This window comes from Agrococcus sp. Marseille-Q4369 (assembly GCF_018308945.1).
Classification (GTDB): domain Bacteria; phylum Actinomycetota; class Actinomycetes; order Actinomycetales; family Microbacteriaceae; genus Agrococcus.
The window spans coordinates 1,430,999-1,452,581 of sequence record NZ_CP070501.1 but is presented as its reverse complement, the minus strand read 5'-3'; the positions used below and the strand labels follow the sequence as shown (position 1 = coordinate 1,452,581).

The 21,583-nt window shown below is 73.0% G+C and carries 10 protein-coding genes; all 10 read left to right on the top strand.

The annotated features are described in order from the left end of the window. Positions 1–80 precede the first annotated feature (80 nt). Genes JSQ78_RS07305 through JSQ78_RS07260 form a run of 10 tightly spaced genes read left to right on the top strand, consistent with a single transcriptional unit; the run spans position 81 to position 21,550 of the window. On the top strand, positions 81–6,203 hold the full coding sequence (locus JSQ78_RS07305) for an Ig-like domain-containing protein (RefSeq protein WP_211446735.1): 6,123 nt from the start codon (positions 81–83) through the stop codon (positions 6,201–6,203). Between the two features lie 16 nt (positions 6,204–6,219). Continuing rightward, positions 6,220–7,200: an AAA family ATPase gene (locus tag JSQ78_RS07300; RefSeq protein ID WP_211446733.1), complete on the top strand. Its 981-nt coding sequence runs from the start codon at positions 6,220–6,222 to the stop codon at positions 7,198–7,200. Then, positions 7,197–8,573, top strand: a complete 1,377-nt coding sequence (locus tag JSQ78_RS07295; protein WP_211446731.1) for a DUF58 domain-containing protein — start codon at positions 7,197–7,199, stop codon at positions 8,571–8,573. The genes JSQ78_RS07300 and JSQ78_RS07295 overlap by 4 nt, the downstream gene beginning before the upstream one ends. After that, positions 8,570–10,876: a transglutaminase-like domain-containing protein gene (locus tag JSQ78_RS07290; RefSeq protein WP_211446729.1), complete on the top strand. Its 2,307-nt coding sequence runs from the start codon at positions 8,570–8,572 to the stop codon at positions 10,874–10,876. The genes JSQ78_RS07295 and JSQ78_RS07290 overlap by 4 nt, the downstream gene beginning before the upstream one ends. Beyond that, entirely contained in the window at positions 10,873–12,387 is a 1,515-nt protein-coding gene (locus JSQ78_RS07285) for an RDD family protein (protein ID WP_211446728.1), read from the top strand. The genes JSQ78_RS07290 and JSQ78_RS07285 overlap by 4 nt, the downstream gene beginning before the upstream one ends. Beyond that, positions 12,384–13,211, top strand: a complete 828-nt coding sequence (locus JSQ78_RS07280; protein ID WP_211446726.1) for a PP2C family protein-serine/threonine phosphatase — start codon at positions 12,384–12,386, stop codon at positions 13,209–13,211. The genes JSQ78_RS07285 and JSQ78_RS07280 overlap by 4 nt, the downstream gene beginning before the upstream one ends. After that, positions 13,208–14,728, top strand: a complete 1,521-nt coding sequence (locus JSQ78_RS07275; protein ID WP_211446724.1) for an FHA domain-containing protein — start codon at positions 13,208–13,210, stop codon at positions 14,726–14,728. Before JSQ78_RS07280 ends, JSQ78_RS07275 begins: the two co-directional genes overlap by 4 nt. Next, complete coding sequence (locus JSQ78_RS07270) at positions 14,725–16,215, top strand: serine/threonine-protein kinase (RefSeq protein WP_211446722.1); 1,491 nt, start codon at positions 14,725–14,727, stop codon at positions 16,213–16,215. The genes JSQ78_RS07275 and JSQ78_RS07270 overlap by 4 nt, the downstream gene beginning before the upstream one ends. Further along, a complete protein-coding gene (locus JSQ78_RS07265; RefSeq protein ID WP_211446721.1) occupies positions 16,208–16,948 on the top strand; it encodes an FHA domain-containing protein in 741 nt (246 codons plus the stop codon). Before JSQ78_RS07270 ends, JSQ78_RS07265 begins: the two co-directional genes overlap by 8 nt. A gap of 9 nt (positions 16,949–16,957) precedes the next feature. Next, positions 16,958–21,550 (top strand): type VII secretion EssC family protein, encoded by a 4,593-nt coding sequence (locus tag JSQ78_RS07260; protein ID WP_211446719.1) that lies wholly within the window; start codon positions 16,958–16,960, stop codon positions 21,548–21,550. Positions 21,551–21,583: the final 33 nt, after the last annotated feature.

Here is a 21,583-nt window from a genome sequence, read left to right as displayed (position 1 = left end):
CGTTTGCTCAGGTCTGACACAATGGGGCCGCCGTTCCCCAGCCGGGTGCGGCTACCCGTGCCGTCGGAAGGGGCAGTCCTGTGCTCAGGTCTCTCTCGCGCCATCGCAAGTCGACGGCCGCCGGAGCCCTCATCACGGCTGTCTCCGTCGCACTGGGCATCGTCGCCTTCACGCACGAGGGATTCACGACGACCGATGTCGACCTGAACGACGGCGGCGTCTGGGTCACGAAGCAGTCGTCCCAGCAGCTCGGCCGCATCAACGTCCAGGCGGAGGAGCTCGACGCCGGGCTCATCTCGCCGACCGCGACGTTCGACGTGCTGCAGGACGGCGACGACGTCATCCTCCACAACCAGGAGGCATCCGTCGCCCTGCTCGTCGACCCGACGCAAGTCGTCATGGGCACCGCGGTGCAGCTGCCCCCGCAAGCCGGCATCGCGCTCGGCGGCGGTGTGGTCGCGATCGTCGACCCCGCCGACGGCGCGCTGTGGGCGATGCGGTTCGCCGACATCGGCGGCTTCTCGCCGGAGCACACCGATCCGGTCGCGGAGCTCGGCGCCGGGGCGGCGGTCACGGTCGGTCGCGACGGCACCGTGCACGCGGTCTCGATCGCCGACGCGCAGGAGCTGACGCTCCCGCTCGTCGACGGCGCGATCGGCGAGGCAGAGCTCCGCGGCCGCGACGAGCTCGGCGCGATGGAGGAGCCGATCGTCACGACGGTGGGCGACCGCGCGATCGTGCACGACGAGGCCACGTCGACCCTGCTGCTGCCGGGCGGCGCGGTCTCCACCCCCGAGGGCGCCGCGGTGCAGCTCGACGGCGACCGCTCCGACCGCGTCATCCTCGCCACGCCCGACAGCCTCATCCGCCAGCCGCTCGGCGGCGGCGACGCCGAGGTCGAGCAGATCGCGGGCGGCGGAGAGGCCGTGCGGCCCGTGCAGCTCGGCGGATGCGTCTACGGCGTCTGGCCCGGGAGTGCCCAGTTCGTGCGCGACTGCGACGACGACGCGCGCGACCTGCGCGCGCAAGTGCCCGAGATGGACGGCTCGCCCGCGAAGTTCCGCGTCAACCGCGACGCGGTCGTGCTCAACCAGTTCGTCGAGGGCGCATCGTGGTTGCTCTCGGACACGCTCATCCTCGTCGACAACTGGGAGGACCTCGTGCCGCCGCAGGACGAGAGCCGCTCCGACGAGGAGGACTCGGAGTCGACCGACGACCTGCTGACGAACCAACCGCCCCCCATCAACGAGGAGAACACGGAGCCGAGCGCCGAGGACGACCGCTTCGGCGCGCGCCCGGGCACCTCGACCCTCCTGCCGGTGCTCTGGAACGACGTCGACGCCGACGGCGACGTGCTCACGGCGCGCGTCGTGGGCGACTTGCCGACGGGCGTCTCGGTGGCGCCGGTCGCGAACGACTCCCAGCTGCAGGTGCACCTGCCGCCCGACCAGGCGGCCGGAACCTTCACGTTCGGCTACGAGATCCACGACGGCCGCGAGGGCCGCGACCAGGCGACGGTCACGCTCACCGTGCGCGGCGAGGGCGAGAACGACGTGCCGGAGGCGCTCCGCGCGCAGGCGTTCGCCGTCGAGCAGGGCGGGGAGTACGAGTACCAGGTGCTCGCCGACTGGGTCGACCCCGACGGCGATGACATGTACCTCGTGGGGGCGACGACCGACTCCGGCGACACGATCCAGACCGACCCCTCGGGCAGGCTCGTCTACACCGCGACCGGCGAGATCGGCCTCCAGAGCGTCTCGATCACGGTCTCGGACGGGCGCTCCGAGACGACGGGCGAGATCACGGTCGACGTGCGCGAGCGCGGCACGGCGAACCCGCTCGCGAACGCCGACTTCATCACGACGATCGAGGGCCGCGAGGCCATGATCCGGCCGATGCTCAACGACTTCTCCCCGTCGGGGCGGCCGCTGCGCCTCGCGTCGGTCGAGCCGGCCGCGAGCCTCGACATGACGTGGGACGCGACGACCGGCACGGTCAAGGTGCAGGGCGGGCCGGTCGGCACGCACTACTTCACCTACCTCGTCGCCGACGGCGCGCTCTCGAGCCAGGGCCGCGTGCGCGTCGACATCCGCACGCCCGACGAGGAGGCCCGGCCCGTCGCGGTGCGCGACATCGCGCTCGTGCCGCAGCAGGGCACGGCGCTCGTCGACCTGCTCGCCAACGACGTCGACCCTGCGGGCGGCGTGCTCGTCGTCCAGCAGTTCGAGATCGAGAACGGCGCGCCGATCAGCGTCGAACTGCGCGACCGCCGGATCGTGAGCATCGTCGACAACCGCGGGCTCGAGTCGCCCTTCCAGTTCACCTACACCGTCTCGAACGGCCGCTTCTCCGAGACCGGCACGGTCGAGGTCATCCCCGTCGTGCCGCCCGCGCAGCCGCGCGCGCCGAAGGCGGTCGACGATGCCATGACCGTGCGCGCGGGCGACTACGGCACCCTCGACGTCATCGACAACGACTTCTCGCCCGACGGCACGCCGTTCTGGGTCGCCGAGCGCGTCGTCTCGACGAGCTTCGCCTCCGACGCGGAGGGCGTCGCGTTCATCTCCGAGGGCCGGCTGCGCGTGCACGCGCTCGAGGGCGGACCGACGCGCGCGACGGTCGTCTACGAAGTCGAGGACGACTTCGGCAACCGCGACTCCGCGACGGTCGCCGTGACGATCGTGCCGCGCGACGCGGAGTCGAACTCGTCGCCCGCGCCGCAGACGGTCACGTCGCGCGTGCTCGCGGGCTCGACCGTGCGCATCCCGATCCCGCTCGACGGCATCGATCCGGACGGCGACGGCGTCGAGCTCGTCGGCTACGACACCGCGCCCGAGGGCGGCCGCATCCTGCCGACCGTCGGCCCCGACTACTTCGACTTCGAGGCCTTCCCCGACAGCGCCGGCACCGTCGAGTTCACCTATCGCGTGCGCGACCGCTGGGGCGCCGAGGGCACGGCGACCGCGATCATCGGCATCGCGCAGGCTGCCGACATCAACCAGACGCCCTTCGCCCAGCCGGACTACGTCGACGTGCGCCCCGACCGGCGGATCGCGATCCCGGTGCTCGAGAACGACTCCGATCCGGATCAGGATGCGCTGAGGCTCCTCGTCGACGGGCTCGAGGGCACCGAGCAGCTGCCCGACGCCGAGGTCAACACCGAGCGCGACACCGTCGACCTCCGCTCGCCCTCGGAGCCGGGCACGTACCAGTTCACCTACTCGGTGGTGGATGCGCGGGGCGCGAGCGCGACGGGCTCGGTCATGCTCACGGTCACCGAGGACGCGGAGCTGCTGCCGCCCATCGCGCGCGACGACCCGCTGCCCCGCGATCAGGTGGAGCTCGGCCAGGCGTTCGACGTGCCGGTGCTCGACAACGACCTCGACCTCGACGGCGACCCGAGCGAGCTCGAGCTCTCGATCGTGACGGGCGAGGCGGATGTCGTGCGCGGCACCGTCCAGGTCGTCCCGACCGAGGCGTTCCAGGTCGTCACCTACCGCGTGACCGACATCGACGGGCTCACCGCGGAGGCCTTCGTCGCGGTGCCGCCCGTGCGCGACCGCGCACCCTTCCTCTCGAAGACCGAGCCCGCGCAGGTCGGCTCGGGCCTGCCGCTCGAGCTGCCGCTGCGCCAGTACGTCACGACCTCGAACGGCGCGGCGCCGCGCATCACGACGGGCGACAGCGTCTCGGCGGTCAACCATGACGGCTCCGAGAGCATCGTGGACGAGCACACGTTGCGCTTCCAGTCCCCGCAGGGTTACGTCGGTCCCGCATCCATCACGTTCGAGGTCACCGACGGCACGGGCCCCGACGACCCGGACGGCAACACGGCGGTGCTGACGATCGCGATCGAGGTCACGCCCTCGAGCGTCGTCGCACCGACCTTCGCCGGCGCGATCCTCCGTCCCGAGGCGGGGGAGCAGGCGGCGGTCTTCGACCTCCGCGACGCGACGCGCGACCCCGACCCCGGTGACCTCGAGGCGATGGTCTTCGAGCAGCGCGGCGGGTCGATGGCCGGCGTCTCGGTGTCGCTGCAGGACGGCGTCTTCACCGCGACCGCCGACCTCACGACGCCGCCCGGCTCGAGCGGCTCGTTCCAGATCGTCGCGATCGACCCGCACGGCAACGAGGCGCCCGGCACGGTCGTCGTCGAGGTCGTCGCCACGACGAGGCCGCTCGCCGAGGCGCGTGCCGACAGCGGCGAGGCGACGCAGGGCATCGCGCTCACGACCGACGTCATCGCGAACGACTTCAACCCCTTCGCCGATCGCGGCGAGCCGCTGCGCGTCATCTCCGCCGAGACGGTCGCGGGGCAGGGCCAGGTCTCGCACAACGACCGGGAGGTGACCGTCACCCCGGGCGCCGACTTCCACGGCGTGCTCACCGTGCGCTACACGGTCGAGGATGCGACCGAGCTCACCGCGCGCCACGTGACGGGCACGCTGACCCTCAACGTGAAGGGCCGCCCCGACGCGCCGCCGCGCCCGAACGTCGACGCGACGGGCGACTCGCAAGTGACGCTCACGTGGGGTGCCCCGCCCTCGAACGGCGCGCCGATCACGGGCTACGTCGTCAAGTCGGTCGACGGGGCGATCAGCTTCCCGTGCCCCGCGACGACGTGCACGGTCACCGGCCTCACGAACAACGTGACCTACCGCTTCCAGGTCGTCGCGCAGAACGAGGTCGGCGACTCCGACCCCTCGGCGGCGTCGAACGAGGCGCGCCCCGACGTGCGCCCCGAGCAGCCGGCGCCGCCCTCGGCCGTCGACGGCGACACGCAGGTCGCGCTCACGTGGGTGCCGCCCGTCAACCGCGGCTCGCCCATCCAGGAGTACCGGATCGAGATCTCCCCGCCCGCGCCGGGCGGCGTCGTGCAGCAGACCGTCAGCGGCGGCAGCGCGAACTACACCTGGACGGGCCTCGTCAACGGCACGTCGTACACCTTCCGCATCCAGGCGGTGAACCTCGCCGACGAGCCGAGCGACTTCTCCGCCTACTCGCGAGCGGTGACGCCCGCCGGCCCGCCGATGCAGGTCACGAACGTCTCGGCGACGCCCGATCGATCGATCCCCGGCGAGGTGCAGGTGCGCGTCTCGTGGGCGGCGCCGAACGAGAACGGCGCGCCGATCACTGCCTACACCGTGACGCCCTCCAACGGAGGGGCAGCAGTGCAGGCGACAGGGACGACCGCCAACTTCCGCTTCGACGCCACCGGCGAGAACGTGAGCTTCACCGTCAGTGCGACGAACCGCGCCGGCACGAGCGTGCCCTCCGCCGCCTCCGCCCCGGTGCGCACCTTCACGGCACCCGACGCGCCGACCGGGGTGACCGCGACGGACGGCAACGGCAACTCCGTCGTCTCGTGGACGCCCGGCAACCCGAACGGCCTGCGCGCGAACGAGGTGCGCTTCGAGGTGCGCGGCGGCGGCAACGGCACGCAGTCCTTCGGCCCGGGCGGCACCTACACCGGCATGAACAACAACGGCGGCCCCTACACCTTCGAGGTGCGGGCAGTCGCGGTGGTGGACGGCTTCGGCGAGGCGAGCGGCTGGACGCGCGCCGCAGCGCAGGTCCGCCCCTATGGCGAGATCGGGGCGCCGAGCGTGAGCGGCAGCGGACAGGTCGAGCAGGTGACCTTCACGATCAGCGCGCCGGGGCGCAACGGCAGGGACATCACGACCCGCTACCGCATCGGCAACGGCGGCTGGGTCAACTGGTCGGGCGGTGCCGTGACGCAGGCCGCGAACGGGGGCCAGACGGTCACGATCACGGTCGAGAGCAGCACTGGCCTGCCCGACGGCGGCGGTCACGGCCGCCAGACGACGACCGCGACCGCGCAGGCGACAGCGCAGGAACGACTCCGACCGAGCGTCTCGCTCAGCGACGGCGGCGTCGCCTATGCGGGCTCGTGCCAGGGCGCGAACGGTGAGCAGTGCAGGTGGTTCCGGCTCAACTGGACCGACTTCGAGCCCGGCATCTACAGCTTCAGCTGCCACAACACCGGCTCGGGCAACGGTGCGGGCAGTCCGTTCGAGAGCGGCCGCGTGAACATCACGAGCCGCAACGGCAGCACGATCACCGAGTACCAGGGCGAGGCGGGCGACAACAACACCTGCTACTCCGGCTTCAGCGGCCAGGCGTGGATGCGCGTCTGGGGCAACGGGATCGACCTCGAGACCAGGAGGGTGAACTGGCCATGATCAAGATGGGAACACGATGACGAGCACCATGACCCGCGAGCAGGCCGCCTGGTTCGCCGAGACGTTCACGCGCCTCGTCGACAACGTCGGCAGCGTCGTCCTCGGCAAGGAGGACGTCATCCGGCTCGCCTTCACGGCGATGCTCTCCGAAGGGCACCTGCTGCTCGAGGACGCGCCGGGCACGGGCAAGACGCAGCTCGCCAAGTCGATGGGCGCGACGGTGCAGGGCACGAACCACCGCATCCAGTTCACGCCCGACCTGCTGCCCTCCGACGTCACGGGCGTCACGGTGTACGACCAGAAGACGGGTGAGTTCGAGTTCCACAAGGGCCCGATCTTCGCCTCGATCGTGCTCGCCGACGAGATCAACCGAGCGAGCCCGAAGACACAGTCCGCACTCCTCGAAGTGATGGAGGAGGGCCGCGTCACGGTCGACGGCACGCCCTACTCGGTCGGGCGCCCCTTCATGGTCATCGCGACGCAGAACCCGATCGAGCAGGCCGGCACCTACCGCCTGCCCGAGGCGCAGCTGGACCGCTTCCTCATGAAGACCTCGATCGGCTACCCCGGGCGCGAGCAGACGGTGCGCATCCTGGCTGGCGCCTCGAACCGCAACGCCTCCTCGGGCGTGCAGCCCGTGATCACGACGAGCGCGATCGCCGAGATGATCGACCTCGCCGCGACCGTCCACGTCGACGACGCGGTGCTCGACTACGTCGCGCAGCTCTCGGAGCACACGCGCGACTCGAAGGACACGCGCCTGGGCGTCTCGGTGCGGGGCGCGATGGCGCTCATGCGCGCCGTCAAGGTGTGGGCCGCGTCGAAGGGTCGCGCGTTCGTGCTGCCCGACGACGTCAAGGAGCTCGTGCAGCCGGTGTGGGCGCACCGCGTCGTCATCGATCCCGAGGCGGAGTTCTCGGGCGTCACGGGCGACCGCATCATCGACCGCGCGCTCGCCGACACCGCGGCACCGCAGGACCGGCAGCACGCTGCGTGACGACGGCGCCCGAGCGGGCGACCCCGACCCCCGCACCTGACCCAGACACCGGCTCCACGACCGGCACTCGCCCGGCGTCCGAGACGACGCGGCTGCGCCGCGCCGTCGAGCGCGAGCGCACGCCGTGGCAGCGCTTCGCCGCGCGCTTCGTGGGCGACGACTCGGCTGCGGCCGACTGGCTGCGACGAGCGGGCCGCGTCGCGCGCGAGCGCGTCTGGCCGGCGATCGAGCCCATCACGGGCTTCGGCTGGGCCGTGCTCATCGCGACCGCGCTCGCGCTCGCGGCCGGGATCGTGCTCGGCTGGAAGGAGCTGATCGTCATGGGCATCGCCGGCGCGCTCCTGCTCGGTGCCGCGATCGCCTTCATCGTCGGGCGCAACCGCTACCGGATCGAGCTCGACCTCGCCTACACGCGCGTCGTCGTGGGGGAGCGGGCGCTCGGCCGCATCGAGATCCACGCCGCCTCGACGAAGCCGCTGCTGCCCGCGACGATCGAGGTGCCCGTCGGCAAGGCGCTCGCCTCGTTCCACCTGCCGCGCATGCAGCCGGGCGACGTGCACGAGGACGTCTTCGCGATCCCCACGAGCCGCCGGAGGATCCTGCAGGTCGGTCCCGTGCGCTCCGTGCGGGGCGACCCCGTCGGGCTCCTCCGGCGACAGGTGCGGTGGACGGATCCCGTCGAGCTCTACGTGCACCCGAAGACGGTGCAGCTCGACGAGACCGCGCCGGGCCTCATCCGCGACCTCGAGGGCATCACGACCCGCGACCTGACGAACAGCGACATCGCCTTCCACGCGCTGCGCGACTACGTGGCCGGCGACGACCGGCGCTACATCCACTGGAAGTCGTCGGCCCGCACCGGGCAGCTCATGGTGCGGCAGTTCGAGCAGACCCGCCGCAGCGTGCTCGCGCTCGGACTCTCGACCTCGCCCGACGACTACGCCGACCCGTCGGAGTTCGAGACGGCCATCTCGATCCTCGGCTCGCTCGGCCTGCAGGCGATCCGCGACGAGATGGACGTCGCCGTGCAGACGTCCCGCAGGACCGTGCCCGCGAGCACCGGCAAGCGCCTGCTCGACGCGCTCTCGGGCGTCGAGTGGTCGCCGCGCGACGACCGCTTCCTCGACCTCGCCGCGACGATCGCGCGCGACCACGCCGGCGCATCCGTCATCGTGCTCCACGCGGGAGCGTCGATCGACGCCGCCCTCGTGCGCCGCGCGCGCACCCTGCTGCCGCCGCAAGCGCGCGTCATCGTCTTCTCGGTCGTGCAGGGCGCGAGCCCGCGGCTGCAGCCGATCGGCGACGTCTCGCTCGCGACGATCGGCTCGGTGAGCGACCTCCCGCGCGTGATGCGAGGGGTGGCGCTGCAATGACCGACGAGCGCATGCTGCCCCGCACCCCGCGGCAGGCCGTGATCGACTGCGCGGCCGTCTTCGCCGTCATGCTCGCCGCGACCCTCTCCTTCGGCCCCGTCTTCGGCGGCACCGCCTACCTCGTCGCGGGGCTCGGCGGGGCGATCCTCGGGATCGCCGTCGGCGTCGCGACGTCGCTGCGCCCGCTGCGCGGCTGGCTCATGACGGCAGCGGGCTTCGTGCTCGCGCTCGTCGTCTTCGGCCCCGCGCTCGCGGTGCCGCGGCGGACGATCGGCGGCGTCCTCCCGACCCTCGAGGGATGGCGCGAGCTGCTGCTCGGGGTCGTCTTCTCGTGGAAGGGGCTGCTGACCGCCGAGCCGCCGGCTGAGGGGTTCCCGAGCCTGCTCGTCGTGCCGTTCCTCACCACGCTGCTGTGCGCGACGGTCGCGACGGTGCTCGCCTTGCGGCTCGACCGCGGCGCCCCCTTCGCGATGGTGCCCGGCATCGTCGCCCTCCTGGTCGGCATCGCCTTCGGCACGAAGATCGCCTTCTGGCCCGCCGCGCTCGGCGCGCTCGTCGCCGGCGTCATCCTCGCGTGGTGCGCGTGGCGCCGTGCGACGTGGCGCACGGGGCTGAACGAAGAGGTCGAGGTCACGAACGACAGCCGCTTCCGCGTCAAGGCGCGCAAGCAGCGCGCGCGCGGCGCGATCGCGATGATCGCGGGCGCGATGCTCGTCGCGGGCCTCGTGAGCATCCCGGTGCAGCCGGCGAGCCGCGCGGTGCTCCGCGACGCCGTCGAGCCGCCGATCGAGCTCGCCGAGTATCCGAGCCCGCTCGCCGGGTTCCGCAACTGGCACAAGAACTTCGAGGACGAGACGCTCCTCACCGTGAGCGGCATGCCCGAGGGCTCGAGGCTGCGCCTCGCGACCTTCGACCTCTACGACGGCAGCGTCTTCGCGGTCGCCGGCTCGCAGCAGTCGAGCGGCTCGGGCTCGTTCGCCCGCATCGGCGACGAGGTGCTCGTCGCGCAGTCGGGGCAGACCGCGTCGGTGCGGGTCGAGGTGCAGGACTACTCCGGCATCTGGGTGCCCGACGTCGGCTACATGCAGTCGCTCGCCTTCGAGGGCGAGCGCGCCCCGGGCCTGCAGGGCTCGCTGCACTACAACGGCCAGACGGGCACCGCGATCGCGCTCGACGGACTCGGCGCCGGCGACGCGTACGAGCTGCAGGCGATCGTGCCCCCGCAGCCCTCGCACGAGGAGCTCGAGAGCGTGCCCATCACGCGCGTGCAGGTGCCGGAGCCGGCCGTGGTCCCCGATCTGCTGCAGGCGTGGGTCTCGCAGCACGGCGCCGGCGGCCAGAGCGCCTTCGAGAACCTCGAGACGATGCTGCGGCTCATGAACAACGGCAGCTTCAGCCACGGGCTCGAGGGAGACATCCCCTCGCTCGCCGGGCACGGCGCCGCGCGCATCCAGGACATGTTCGACCAGGAGGTGCTGCTCGGCGACGACGAGCAGTACGCGACCGCGTTCGCGCTCGCGCTCTCGCGCATCAACGTGCCCTCCCGCGTGGTCATGGGCCTCTACCCCGACGACGGCTTCAGCGGCAGCTCCGAGCCGGTCGAGCTCACCGGCAGCGACGTGCACGCGTGGGTCGAGGTGCCCTTCGAGGGCCACGGATGGGTGCGGTTCGACCCGACGCCGCCCGAGGACAACGACGAGATCCAGCCGGAGCCCGAGCCGCAGCCCGAGCCGAAGCCCCAGGTGCTGCAGCCGCCGCAGCCGCCGGAGGAGCCGGCCGAGATGTCGCCCGACACCGTCGCCGACGAGGGTCGGGAGGACGACGACGAGGAGCCGGAGGACCGCTCGTGGGTCGTCTGGCTGTGGGTCGCGGGCGGCGTGCTGCTCGTGCTGCTCCTCCTGCTGCTCCCCTTCATCGTCGTCGGCGCGCTCAAGGCGGCGCGGCGGAAGCGGCGCCGCAGGGCCGAGCGCGAGAGCGACCGGCTCTCGGGCGGCTGGCACGAGGTCGTCGACGAGGCCGTCGACCTCGGGCTGCCGGTGCCCGCGGGCGTGACGCGGCGCGAGGTCGCCCGCGCGGTGGCGGATCGCTACCCTCGATCGGGAGCGACCGACATCGGCGACTTCGTCGACGAGGGCGTGTTCGGGCCCGGCGAGCCGGATCCGGCGGACGTCGACGCCTTCTGGCTCGACGTCGAGCGGAGCGTGCAGGGCATGCGTGCCGAGGCCACACCGCGGGAGCGCCTGCTCGGCAGGCTGTCGCTGCGGTCGTTCGCCCGGCGGAGGCGAGAGCGGAGACGACGGTGATCTGGGAGATCGACGAGGGGCAGAAGCGCATCGAGGGCCTCGACGAGGCCGGGCGGCCCGACCCCGCCTACGCGGCGGCGCTCGGGCTCCGGCCGGCGCCCCTCGGCCGTCGCGCGCTCGCGTCGCTCATCGAGTTCGCCCTCTACGCCCTGCTGCAGCTGCCGTACTGGATCGTCGCGATGCCCTCGCTCGTGCGGCTCGCGACCGGCGCCCTCCAGCCCTACGGCCTCGCGACGCATCCGAACCTCGTGTGGATGATCGTCGCGACCGCCGTCTCGTTCGTGCTCTCGACCGCGTTCGTGATCGTGCAGATCGTGCTCCACGGCCGCAAGGGCGTCACGCTCGGGAAGGCGTTCACGGGCATCCGCTCCATCCACGTCGCGACCCTCGAGCGGCCCGGCATCAAGCGCTCGCTCGGTCGTGCGCTGCTGCTCTACGCGTTCTTCCTCGTGCCGATCGTGGGGCCCGCGCTCGTGTTCTGCTCCGTCTGGTTCGACAGCGAGAAGCGCGGCCGCAGCTGGCTCGACAAGGCTGCGCGCACGTGGTTCGTCGACGTGCGCGGCGGCCTCGACCCGTACCACGAGAAGAAGATGCGCATCGCGCGGAAGACGGTGCAGGCCGAGCCCGAGGCCGCCAAGGCGCCGCTGCCCTCGCTCGCGACGCCCGCGGACGCGGCGGCCCGCGCCTATCGGCCCGGTGCCCGCACGAGCTCGGGCGTCGTCGGCGCGGCCCGCCCGCAGCAGCCGGGGGCGCAGCAGATCGGGCTCGCCTCCTCGGCGGCGGAGCCCACCCCGACGCACACCGTCCCCGGCATGCCCGCGGGGGGCGCGCGCCTCGGCGGCTACCGGCCGGGCGAGCTGAGCGGCTCCGCGCCGGCGCAGTCCGCCCCTCGACCGAGCGCGCCTGCCGCGCCCGAGCCGCAGCAGCCCGCCGAGCCCCGCTTCGCCCCGCAGATCGGCGGCATCGTCGGCAGCGTGCCCGGCCGCGCGCCGGCGCAGCCTGCCGCGCCTGCCGCGCCTGCCGCGCAGATCGACGAGCAGACGATCATCGAGCCGGATCTCGAGGCAGGCTTCGAGGTCGAGTCCGACGACGGCGACGCGATCGACGACCGCACGGTGCGCCGCATCGAGATCGCCGAGCCCGACGACGACCTCGAGGCCACCCGCGCCCGCCCGTCGTCGCGGGCCGCGGTCGCGACGCTCGCCTTCGACACCGGCGACCGCTTCGCGATCACGGGCGCGGCGCTCATCGGCCGCAACCCCGCGCCGAGCGCAGGAGAGGTCGTCGAGCACTTGCTGCCGATCGCCGACGACACGCGCTCGATCTCGAAGACGCACCTGCTCCTCACGGCCTCGCCGCTCGCGGCGATCGACCGCGCCTCGACGAACGGCTCGAGCGTCGTGCGCGCGGGGTCCGAGACGCCGCTCGAGCCGGGCCGCGCGTTCCCGCTCCAGCCGGGCGACGTCGTGCGCTTCGGCGACCGCTCCCTGACGGTCGAGGCGGCGTCGTGAGCGCGATCGGCGAGTTCCGCTTCAGCCACCCGTCGATCGCGCTGCGATGGGCGGCGACGACGCACCCCGGGATGCGCCGGAGCGTCAACGAGGACTCGGTGTTCGCATCCTTCCCCGTCTTCGTCGTCGCCGATGGGATGGGCGGCCACGCCTCGGGCGATGTCGCGAGCGCGCTCGCGATCGAGGCGTTCCGCGGGCTCAAGGGACGCACGCTCGCGGATGTCGAGTGCGTCGAGACGGCCGTCGAGCACGCCTTCGAGAGCGTGCACGCCAACGCGGTCGGCGAGCCTGCCGGCGGCTCGACCCTTTCGGGCACCGTGCTCGTCGACGTCGACGGCGTCGCGCACTGGCTCATCCTCAACGTCGGCGACTCCCGCACCTACCTCTACGAGCAGGGCAGGCTCGAGCAGGTGACCGTCGACCACTCGATGGTGCAGGAGATGGTCGAGACCGGCGCCCTGCGCCGCGCCGACGCGCGCCGGCACCCGAACCGCAACGTCATCACGCGCGCGCTCGGCGCGGGGGAGCGGCAGCCGGCCGACGTCTGGCTCCGCCCCGCCGAGCGCGGCCAGCGGCTCGTCGTCTGCTCCGACGGCCTGACGGGCGAGGTCGACGACCACGAGATCGCCGAGCTGCTCGGCGATGTCTCCTCGCCCGCCGCGGTCGCGGCGCTGCTGCTGCGGCGCGCGCTCGATGCGGGCGCGCCCGACAATGTCACGGTCGTCGTCGTCGACGTGGATGCCGTCGCGCTCGCCGACGAGGAGCTGCACGACACGCACGCACACACGATCGACGACACCATCCCGAGAGAGGCCCTGCGATGAGCGCACGCCTGGAGTACGCGCCCGGCGAGGCGTGGTGCGTCGCGGCGGGGGCCGCGGTGGTCGTGTGCGAGCGGGACCTGCCGCCCGTGCGGGCTCGGGCCCTCTACGACGCCGCGGCGACCGTCGCCGACGCCGCGGCGCTGCGGAGGCTCCTCGAGCTCGAGCCCACCGCGCTCATCGGACTCGTCGACACCGCGGATGCGCGCGTGCTGCTGCGCCGCCACGGCGTGCCGGCGACGGCGGACGACGACGCGCTGCCCGACCGCTTCGGGCCCGAGTGGGCGCTCGACGAGACCCCGCGCGATGCGGTCGTCGACGCCGGCGGGCTCGCGACGCTCGCCGGCCAGACGCTGCCGCTCGAGGGCGGCGTCGCGCGCGTCGCCGCCGTGCGCATCGCCCCGGGGCGAGCGGATGCCGTGCGGGAGCCGGTCGTGCCGGCGCCGGTCGTCGAGAGCGACGGCGACGACGCGCGCTTCGGCGACTTCGGCCAGACGCTGCCGCCCCGCGCGGTCGCCGCGGAGCGCGCGGAGCCGCGGCCCGCGAGCGCGCCCGCTGCCGAGCCCGCTGCCGAGCCGGCTGCGCCGGTCGAGCCCAGCGCGCCAGCGCCGGTCGAGCCCAGCGCGCCAGCGCCGGTCGAGCCCAGCGCGCCAGCGCCGGTCGAGCCCAGCGCGCCAGCGCCGGTCGAGGCCAGCGCGCCAGCGCCCGCGCCCGCGCGCGAGGCGGAGGGGTCGATCGGCGGTCTCATCGACTCCGTTCCCGGGTTCATCAAGCCGGCCGTCGACGTGAGCGAGATCGCGCCGGCGCCGCGCGCCGCCGCGCCCGCTCGCGAGGCGGCCGAGTCGTCGCCCGCGCCCGGCGGCGCCGAGGGCGCGCCGACGCGACCCGTCCCGCTCGCGCAGCCCGCCGCATCCGTCCCCGTGGACGCGGGCGACCACGACGGCATGACGATCACCGCGGAGCAGGCGCGCAGGCTCCAGGCCGAGCGTGCCGCGGCCGCGCAGGCGGCGACACCGGCGGAGCCGGCCGGGCCGCCCGCGACCGGTCCGCTCGTGCTCTCGTCGCTGTGCGGGTCGGGCCACGTCAACGCGCCCGGCACGACGGCGTGCACGACGTGCGGCGCGCCGGTCGATGACCGCAGCACCGCCCAGCGCCGCCGGCCGGAGGTCGCCGTCGCCGTGCTGCCCTCGGGCGAGCGCGTGCCGCTCGGCCGCGGCGTCGTGCTCGGCCGCCGGCCGCGCTCGCGGCGCGTCGAGGACGGCCGCGTGCCGAGGCTCGTGACGGTCGAGAGCCCGAGCGAGGACATCTCGCGCAGCCACCTCGAGCTGCGCGTCGACGACTGGAACCTCGTCGCGGTCGACCTGTCGTCGACGAACGGCACGCTGCTGCTGCGCGAGGGCTCGGCACCTCAGCGGCTGCGGCCCGAGGCAGCGACGATCCTGCAGCTCGGCGATCGGCTCGACCTCGGCGACGGCGTCGTGGTCGCGATCGAGCCGGCTCGCGCGGAGGACGCGCAGTGAGCCCGAAGCGCGCCCCCTCCGCTCCGCCCGAGCTGCCCGGCTACGAGTACGTCTCGCTGCTCGGCTCGGGCGGCTTCGCCGACGTCTTCCTCTACCAGCAGCTGCTGCCGTCGCGGCAGGTCGCGATCAAGGTGCTGCTGCCCGACGCCGTCAACCGCGAGCTCATCGAGAACTTCCGCCACGAGGCGAACGTCATGGCGCAGCTCTCGACCCACCCGTCGATCGTGACGATCTACGGCGCCGCCGTCGCGCCCGACGGGCGCCCGTACCTCGCGATGGAGTACTGCTCGAAGCCCAACCTCGGCGTGCGCTACCGCCGCGACCGCTTCGCGGTGCCCGAGGTGCTCTCGCTCGGGGTGCAGATCGCCGGCGCCGTCGAGACCGCCCACCGCGCGGGCATCCTGCACCGCGACATCAAGCCCGCGAACATCCTCGTCACCGCCTACAACCGGCCGGCGCTCACCGACTTCGGCATCGCGACGAGCGCGGGCGGCGCCGACGACGCGAGCGGCATGTCGATCCCGTGGTCGCCGCCCGAGGCGTTCCAGGATCCGCCCAGGTCGACGCCCGCATCCGACGTCTTCTCGCTCGCCGCGACGCTCTCGACGCTGCTCGCGGGCAGGACGCCGTTCGAGCTGCCCGGCGGCAGCAACACGAGCGTCGACCTCATCGACCGCATCCAGCGCGGCGAGATCTCGCCGCTCGCGCGCCACGACGTGCCGCCGCGGCTCGAGGCCGTGCTCGCCTCGGCGATGGACCCGGACCCGTCGCGCCGCTACGCGACGGCGATGGCGTTCGGCCGCGCCCTGCAGCAGGTCGAGGCCGAGATGGCGCTGCCCGTCACGCCGCTCGACGTGCTCGACGATTCGCTCGACGCGGGCTCGGTCGACGAGGAGGACGGCGGCGCGACGCGCATCCGCGGCGTCGTCTCGATCGACCCGCACGCGGGCGAGCCCGCGCCCGCGATGCCGCTCGGCGCCGCGGCGCCCGACGCGACGATCCGGCGGCCGCGGCCCGACCAGGCGGCGGGCGCGCCCGCCGCCGTCGCGCCGGAGCCCGAGGCGGCGGCGCCGGATCGACGCCGCCGCACGATCGCGTCGATCGTCGGCGCCGCCCTCGTCGTGCTCGTCGGCGGCGGGATCGTGTGGCTGGCGGTCGCGGGGAGCGCCCCGACGCAGCCGCCCGCGAACCCGAGCCAGACGATCGCGGCGCCCGCCGCGCCGCAGCGGCCACCGGCGCCCATCAACGTCGTCGGCACCGTCGAGGGCGACTCGGTCACCTTCACGTGGGTCAACGCGCAGCCGCAAGCGGGCGACAGCTTCCGCTACCGCTACGAGCCGAGCGACGCCGACCCGACGATCGCGACGGCCGCGGGTGAGACGGTCACCGTGCAGCGCGACAGCGACGGCGAGTCGTGCATCCTCGTCACGCTCGTGCGCTCGGACGGTCGGCAATCGAACGATGCGAAGGGATGCGTCAATGGTTGAGCAGGCACAGGCTGAGCAGGCTCCGAGGCTCCAGCTCGAGTTCGCGGGGGAGTGGTTCACGCTCGACCCGGCGCGGCCGTTCGTCATCGGCCGCGAGGGCGACCTCACCGTCGACGACAACCAGTACCTGCACCGCGCGTTCCTCGAGGTGCACCACCGCGACGGGCTGTGGTGGCTCGCGAACGTCGGCTCGCGCCTCTCGGCCACCGTCTCGAGCGCCGGGGGCGCGGTGCAGTCGTGGCTCTCGCCCGGCGCGCGGCTCCCGATCGTCTTCTCCGACGCGTCCATCGTCTTCACCGCCGGCCCCACGACCTACGAGATCGGCGCGCACATCGACGACGCGTCGTTCTCGCTCTCGACCGAGCACCGGCGCCGCTCCTCGGGCGAGACGACCGTCATGCCCGTCGGGCTCACCGAGCTGCAGAAGCTGCTCATCGTCGCGCTCGCCGAGCCGATGCTGCGCCGCGACGGCGTGGGCGTGAGCGAGCTGCCCTCGAGCGCGGCGGCCGCCGACCGGCTCGGCTGGACGATGAGCCGCTTCAACCGCAAGCTCGACAACGTGTGCGACAAGCTCGACCGGATGGGCGTGCAGGGCCTGCGGGGCGGCATCGGGAAGCTCGCGAGCAACCGTCGCGCTCGGCTCGTCGAGTACGCCGTCTCGTCGCAGCTCGTCACGCGGGCCGACCTCGCCCTGCTCGACGACGCAGCGCTTCGCGAGACCGACGAGGACTGAGGACGACGCATGAAGGTCAAGCTCACCCTGCACCGCCCGACGACCGAGGCGACCGACGTCGTCATCACGGCCGACTCGACCGCGACGGTCGAGGACGTCGCGCGGCAGATCGCGCTCGCCGACCCCGCGCGCTCGATCTCCTTCGCCGAGGGCGACACCCTCTCGCTCGCCGTCGCCCCGCCCACCGAGCAGCAGCTCGTGCAGCTGCAGCCCGACGCCCTCATCGCCGAGGCGCCGATCGGCAGCGGCTTCCACACGCAGGTCGTCAACCTCGGCACCGACGCGCGCCGCCGCGGCGGACCCGCGGGCAGCGCGCTCGAGGCGATCGCGGTGCTGCGGGTCATCGCCGGACCGCTCGCGGGCCAGGAGTTCCAGCTCGGCCGCGGCCACGCCTCGATCGGCCGCGATGCGGCGAACGACATCGTGCTCGCCGATCCGCTCGTCTCGAAGCGCCACGCGCGCATCGAGGTCGGCACGCACATCGAGGTCGTCGACCGGGGCTCGGCGAACGGCGTCATCGTCGACGGCGCTCCTGTCTCGCGCTTGCGCGTCGTGCCCGGCGCGCCCTTCACGCTCGGCGACTCGACGCTCGCCGTCTGGCTCGTCGGCGCTTTCGACGCCTCCGGCCCCGACCCCGTGCTCGAGCGCGGGGGCGCGCTCATGTTCAACCGCTCGCCGCGCGTCGAGGCGCGCTACCCCGGCACCGCCTACAAGGGCCCGCGGCTGCCGAAGGAGATGGTCGAGCGCATCTTCCCGTGGCCCATGCTCGTCACGCCGATCCTGCTCGCCGGCGCGATGTTCGCGATGACGAACAACCCGCGCTCGATCCTCATCGCGCTCATGACGCCGCTCATGCTGCTCGGCAACTTCGTCAACATGCGCACCCAGAACGGGCAGAAGCGCAAGCTCGAGACGCAGCTGTTCGAGACCCGCTACGAGGAGCTCGAGGAGACGCTCTACCGCGAGAAGCCGGTCGAGGAGCGCATCCGCGGCCTCGAGGTGCCGCCCGTCGCCGAGGTCTTCGAGCACGCGATGCGGCTCGGGCCGATGCTCTGGACCCGCAGGCCCGAGCACTGGAACTTCCTCTCGGTGCGGCTCGGCACGTGCCGCGCGGAGTCGCGCAACTCGATCAAGGACGAGGAGTCGCAGGACGGGCTGCCCGAGTACATCGAGCGCGTCGAGCGGCTCCGCGAGCGCTACCGCTACGTCGACGACGTGCCGATCGTCGAGTCGTTCGCGACCGTCGGCTCGATCGGCATCGCGGGCCCGAAGTCGCTCGCCTCGGATGCGCTGCGCGGCATGGCCGTGCAGCTCTACGGACTGCACGCCCCGAACGAGGTCGTGACCGTCGCGATCTGCGACGCGGAGTGGACCGGCGAGCTCGAGTGGATGAAGTGGCTGCCCCACACGACGAGCGAGACGAGCCCGTTCAAGGAGATGCCGCTCGCCGACTCGGCGACCGCGGGTGCCGCGCTGCTGAGCGCGCTCGAGGAGCTCGTGCTCGGGCGCTCGAAGCAGGCCGCCGCCGACCGCAAGACGCCGTTCGACGACGACTGGCACCCCATGCGCTACGGCTCCGACGTCGAGCGCGCAGCGAAGGACACCGTCACGAGCGTGCAGACCTCCGTCGTGCTCGTCGTCACGAACGACGCCCCCGTCGACCGGCCGCGGCTCACGCAGATCCTCGAGCGCGGCGCCGCGGTCGGCATCTACGGCGTCTTCGTCGCGCCGACCGTCGAATCGCTGCCCGCGGTGTGCCGCAGCTACATCGACGTCTCGGCCGGCCTCGAGGACGCGAAGGTCGGCACCGTGCGATCGGGCGTCGAGTACGAGGGCGTCAAGGTCGAGGGCGTCTCGAGCGAGTACATGGACATGCTCGCGAAGCGCCTCGCGCCCGTCGTCGACGCGAGCATCGTCATCAACGACTCCTCCGACATCCCCGACTCCGTCATGTTCCTCTCGCTCGTGGGCCCGGAGCTCGCGGAGGACCCGAACGCGGTCATCGACCGCTGGCGGCAGAACAACACGATCCTCGACCGCTCGGGCGAGCCGAAGCCGCGGCTCAAGAAGGCCGGCAACCTGCGCGCGATCATGGGCCAGGGCGCGAGCGACGCGATGACGCTCGACCTGCGCACGCAAGGCCCGCACGCGCTCGTCGGCGGCACGACCGGCGCGGGCAAGTCGGAGTTCCTGCAGGCGTGGGTGCTCGGCATGGCGAGCGCGCACAGCCCCGACCGCGTGACCTTCCTCTTCGTCGACTACAAGGGTGGCTCGGCCTTCGCCGACTGCGTCGAGCTGCCGCACTGCGTCGGGCTCGTCACCGACCTGAGCCCCCACCTCGTGCGCCGCGCGCTCACGAGCCTGCGCGCCGAGCTGCACCACCGCGAGCACCTCTTCAACCGCAAGAAGGCGAAGGATCTGCTCGAGCTCGAGAAGCGCCAGGACCCCGAGACGCCACCCGCGCTCGTGCTCGTGATCGACGAGTTCGCGGCGCTCGCGGGAGAGGTTCCCGAGTTCGTCGACGGCGTCGTCGACATCGCGCAGCGTGGCCGGTCGCTCGGCATCCACCTCATCATGGCGACGCAGCGCCCAGCAGGCGTCATCAAGGACAACCTGCGAGCCAACACCAACCTGCGCGTCGCGCTCCGGATGGCCGACGAATCCGACTCGAAGGACGTCGTCGACGACCCCGTGGCGGCGTCATTCCCGCCCTCCATCCCCGGCCGCGGCATCGCGAAGACGGGACCGGGCCGGCTCGTGCCGTTCCAGTCGGCCTACGCGGGCGGCTGGACCCGTCCCGACGAGGTCAAGGCGGCCGACGTCAAGGTCGCCGAGCTCCGCTTCGGCTCGGTGCAGCGCTGGGAGCCGGATGCGGCGCCCGAGTCCGACTCGCACGACGAGGACCTCGGCCCGAACGACCAGAAGCGCATCGTCTCGACGCTCATCCGCGCGACCGAGCGAGCGGGCATCCCCGCGCCCCGCCGGCCGTGGCTCGACGACCTCGAGACGACCGTCGACCTGCGCGAGCTCGCGATCGAGGGCGACAGTCGCATCGTGCTCGGCAAGGCCGACATCCCCGAGCGCCAGCGGCAGGACCCGGTCTACTTCCACCCCGACCGCGACGGCTCGATGCTCGTCTACGGCACCTCGGGCTCCGGCAAGTCGACGCTGCTCAAGACCATCGGGATCGCCGCGGGGATGCGCCCGGAGCTCGGCAGCGCGGAGGTCTACGGGCTCGACTTCGCCTCCGGGGCGCTCAAGTCGATGGAGCAGCTGCCGCACGTCGGCTCGATCATCGCGGGCGACGACGCCGAGCGCGTGCAGCGGCTGCTGCGCTCCCTCGGCCGCGAGCTCGACCGGCGCGGCAAGGCCTTCGCCGAGGCGAACGCTGCGAGCCTCACCGAGTACCGCGAGCTCGTCGACCCGAACGCGACCCGCATCTTCCTGCTGCTCGACAACTTCCCGCAGTTCAAGGCCGACTGGGAGGTGACGAGCGCCCGCTCGCCGTTCTACCAGGTCTTCATGCGCATCCTCGGCGAGGGCAGGCCGCTCGGCATCCACGCGATCGCGACCGCCGACCGCTCCGGCGCCGTGCCGACCGCGGTCAGCTCGAACGTGTCCCGCCGCGTCGTGCTGCGCCTCTCGGACGAGTCGGGCTACATGCTCGTGGGCGCCCCGAAGGACGTGCTCGACGACCAGTCGGCGCCCGGCCGCGCGATCATCGACGGCCTCGAGATGCAGGTCGCGACCCTCGGCGGCACGCCGAACGTCGCCGAGCAGACGAAGCTCATGGGCCAGCTCGCCGACGCGCTGCGCGCGCAGGGCGTGCGCGACGTCGAGGAGATCGGCGCGCTGCCCACGCGGCTCGAGCTCGGGCAGCTGCCCGCGCGCGTCGACGACTTCCCCGTCATCGGCGTCGCCGAGGATACGCTCGCGGCGCGCGACTTCGACCCCATCGGCACGTTCATCGTCGCGGGCCCGCCCGGTTCGGGCAAGACGAACGCGATGAAGGCGCTCGTCATCGCGATGGAGCGCTTCGATCCAGAGGTCAAGCTCTTCCACTTCGCCGGCCGACGCTCGGTGCTCGCCGACTTCCGCCCGTGGGTGCGCAGCGCGACGAGGCCCGACGACGCGAAGGCGCTCGCGACCGAGCTCGCCGAGATCGTCGCCGACGAGTCGATCCCTGGCCGCATCATGATCGTGATGGAGAACGTGCCGCAGTTCGCCGACTCCGACGCGGAGCGCGCGCTCAAGGGCCTCTTCCAGGCGATCAACCGCAGCGACCACCTGCTCATCGGCGACGCCGACGTCACGCAGGTCACCGGCGGCTTCGGCTTCATCGGCGACTTCAAGGCGGGCCGCAAGGGCATCGTGCTCAAGCCGGATGCGTACGACGGCGACTCGGTCTTCAAGGTGCCGTTCCCGAAGGTCAAGCGCTCGGACTTCCCCGAGGGCCGTGGCATCTTCGTGCAGCAGGGCCGCGCGGTCACCGTGCAGCTGCCGCTCGTGCCCGACGACGCCGCTCGGCCGCCGGCGCCCGCATCGGCGGATGCGTCCTCGGCGCCGGAGCCCGAGGCCGCGTCGGTGGGCGCGGAGGGCTGACCCATGGGGACTCCTCCCCATTGAGTCCCCAGG

Coding starts and splice junctions, on each gene's coding strand:
- JSQ78_RS07300 (WP_211446733.1), top strand. CDS start 6,220: ATGACGAGCACCATGACCCGCGAGCAGGCCGCCTGGTTCGCCGAGACG.
- JSQ78_RS07290 (WP_211446729.1), top strand. CDS start 8,570: ATGACCGACGAGCGCATGCTGCCCCGCACCCCGCGGCAGGCCGTGATC.
- JSQ78_RS07275 (WP_211446724.1), top strand. CDS start 13,208: ATGAGCGCACGCCTGGAGTACGCGCCCGGCGAGGCGTGGTGCGTCGCG.
- JSQ78_RS07265 (WP_211446721.1), top strand. CDS start 16,208: ATGGTTGAGCAGGCACAGGCTGAGCAGGCTCCGAGGCTCCAGCTCGAG.
- JSQ78_RS07260 (WP_211446719.1), top strand. CDS start 16,958: ATGAAGGTCAAGCTCACCCTGCACCGCCCGACGACCGAGGCGACCGAC.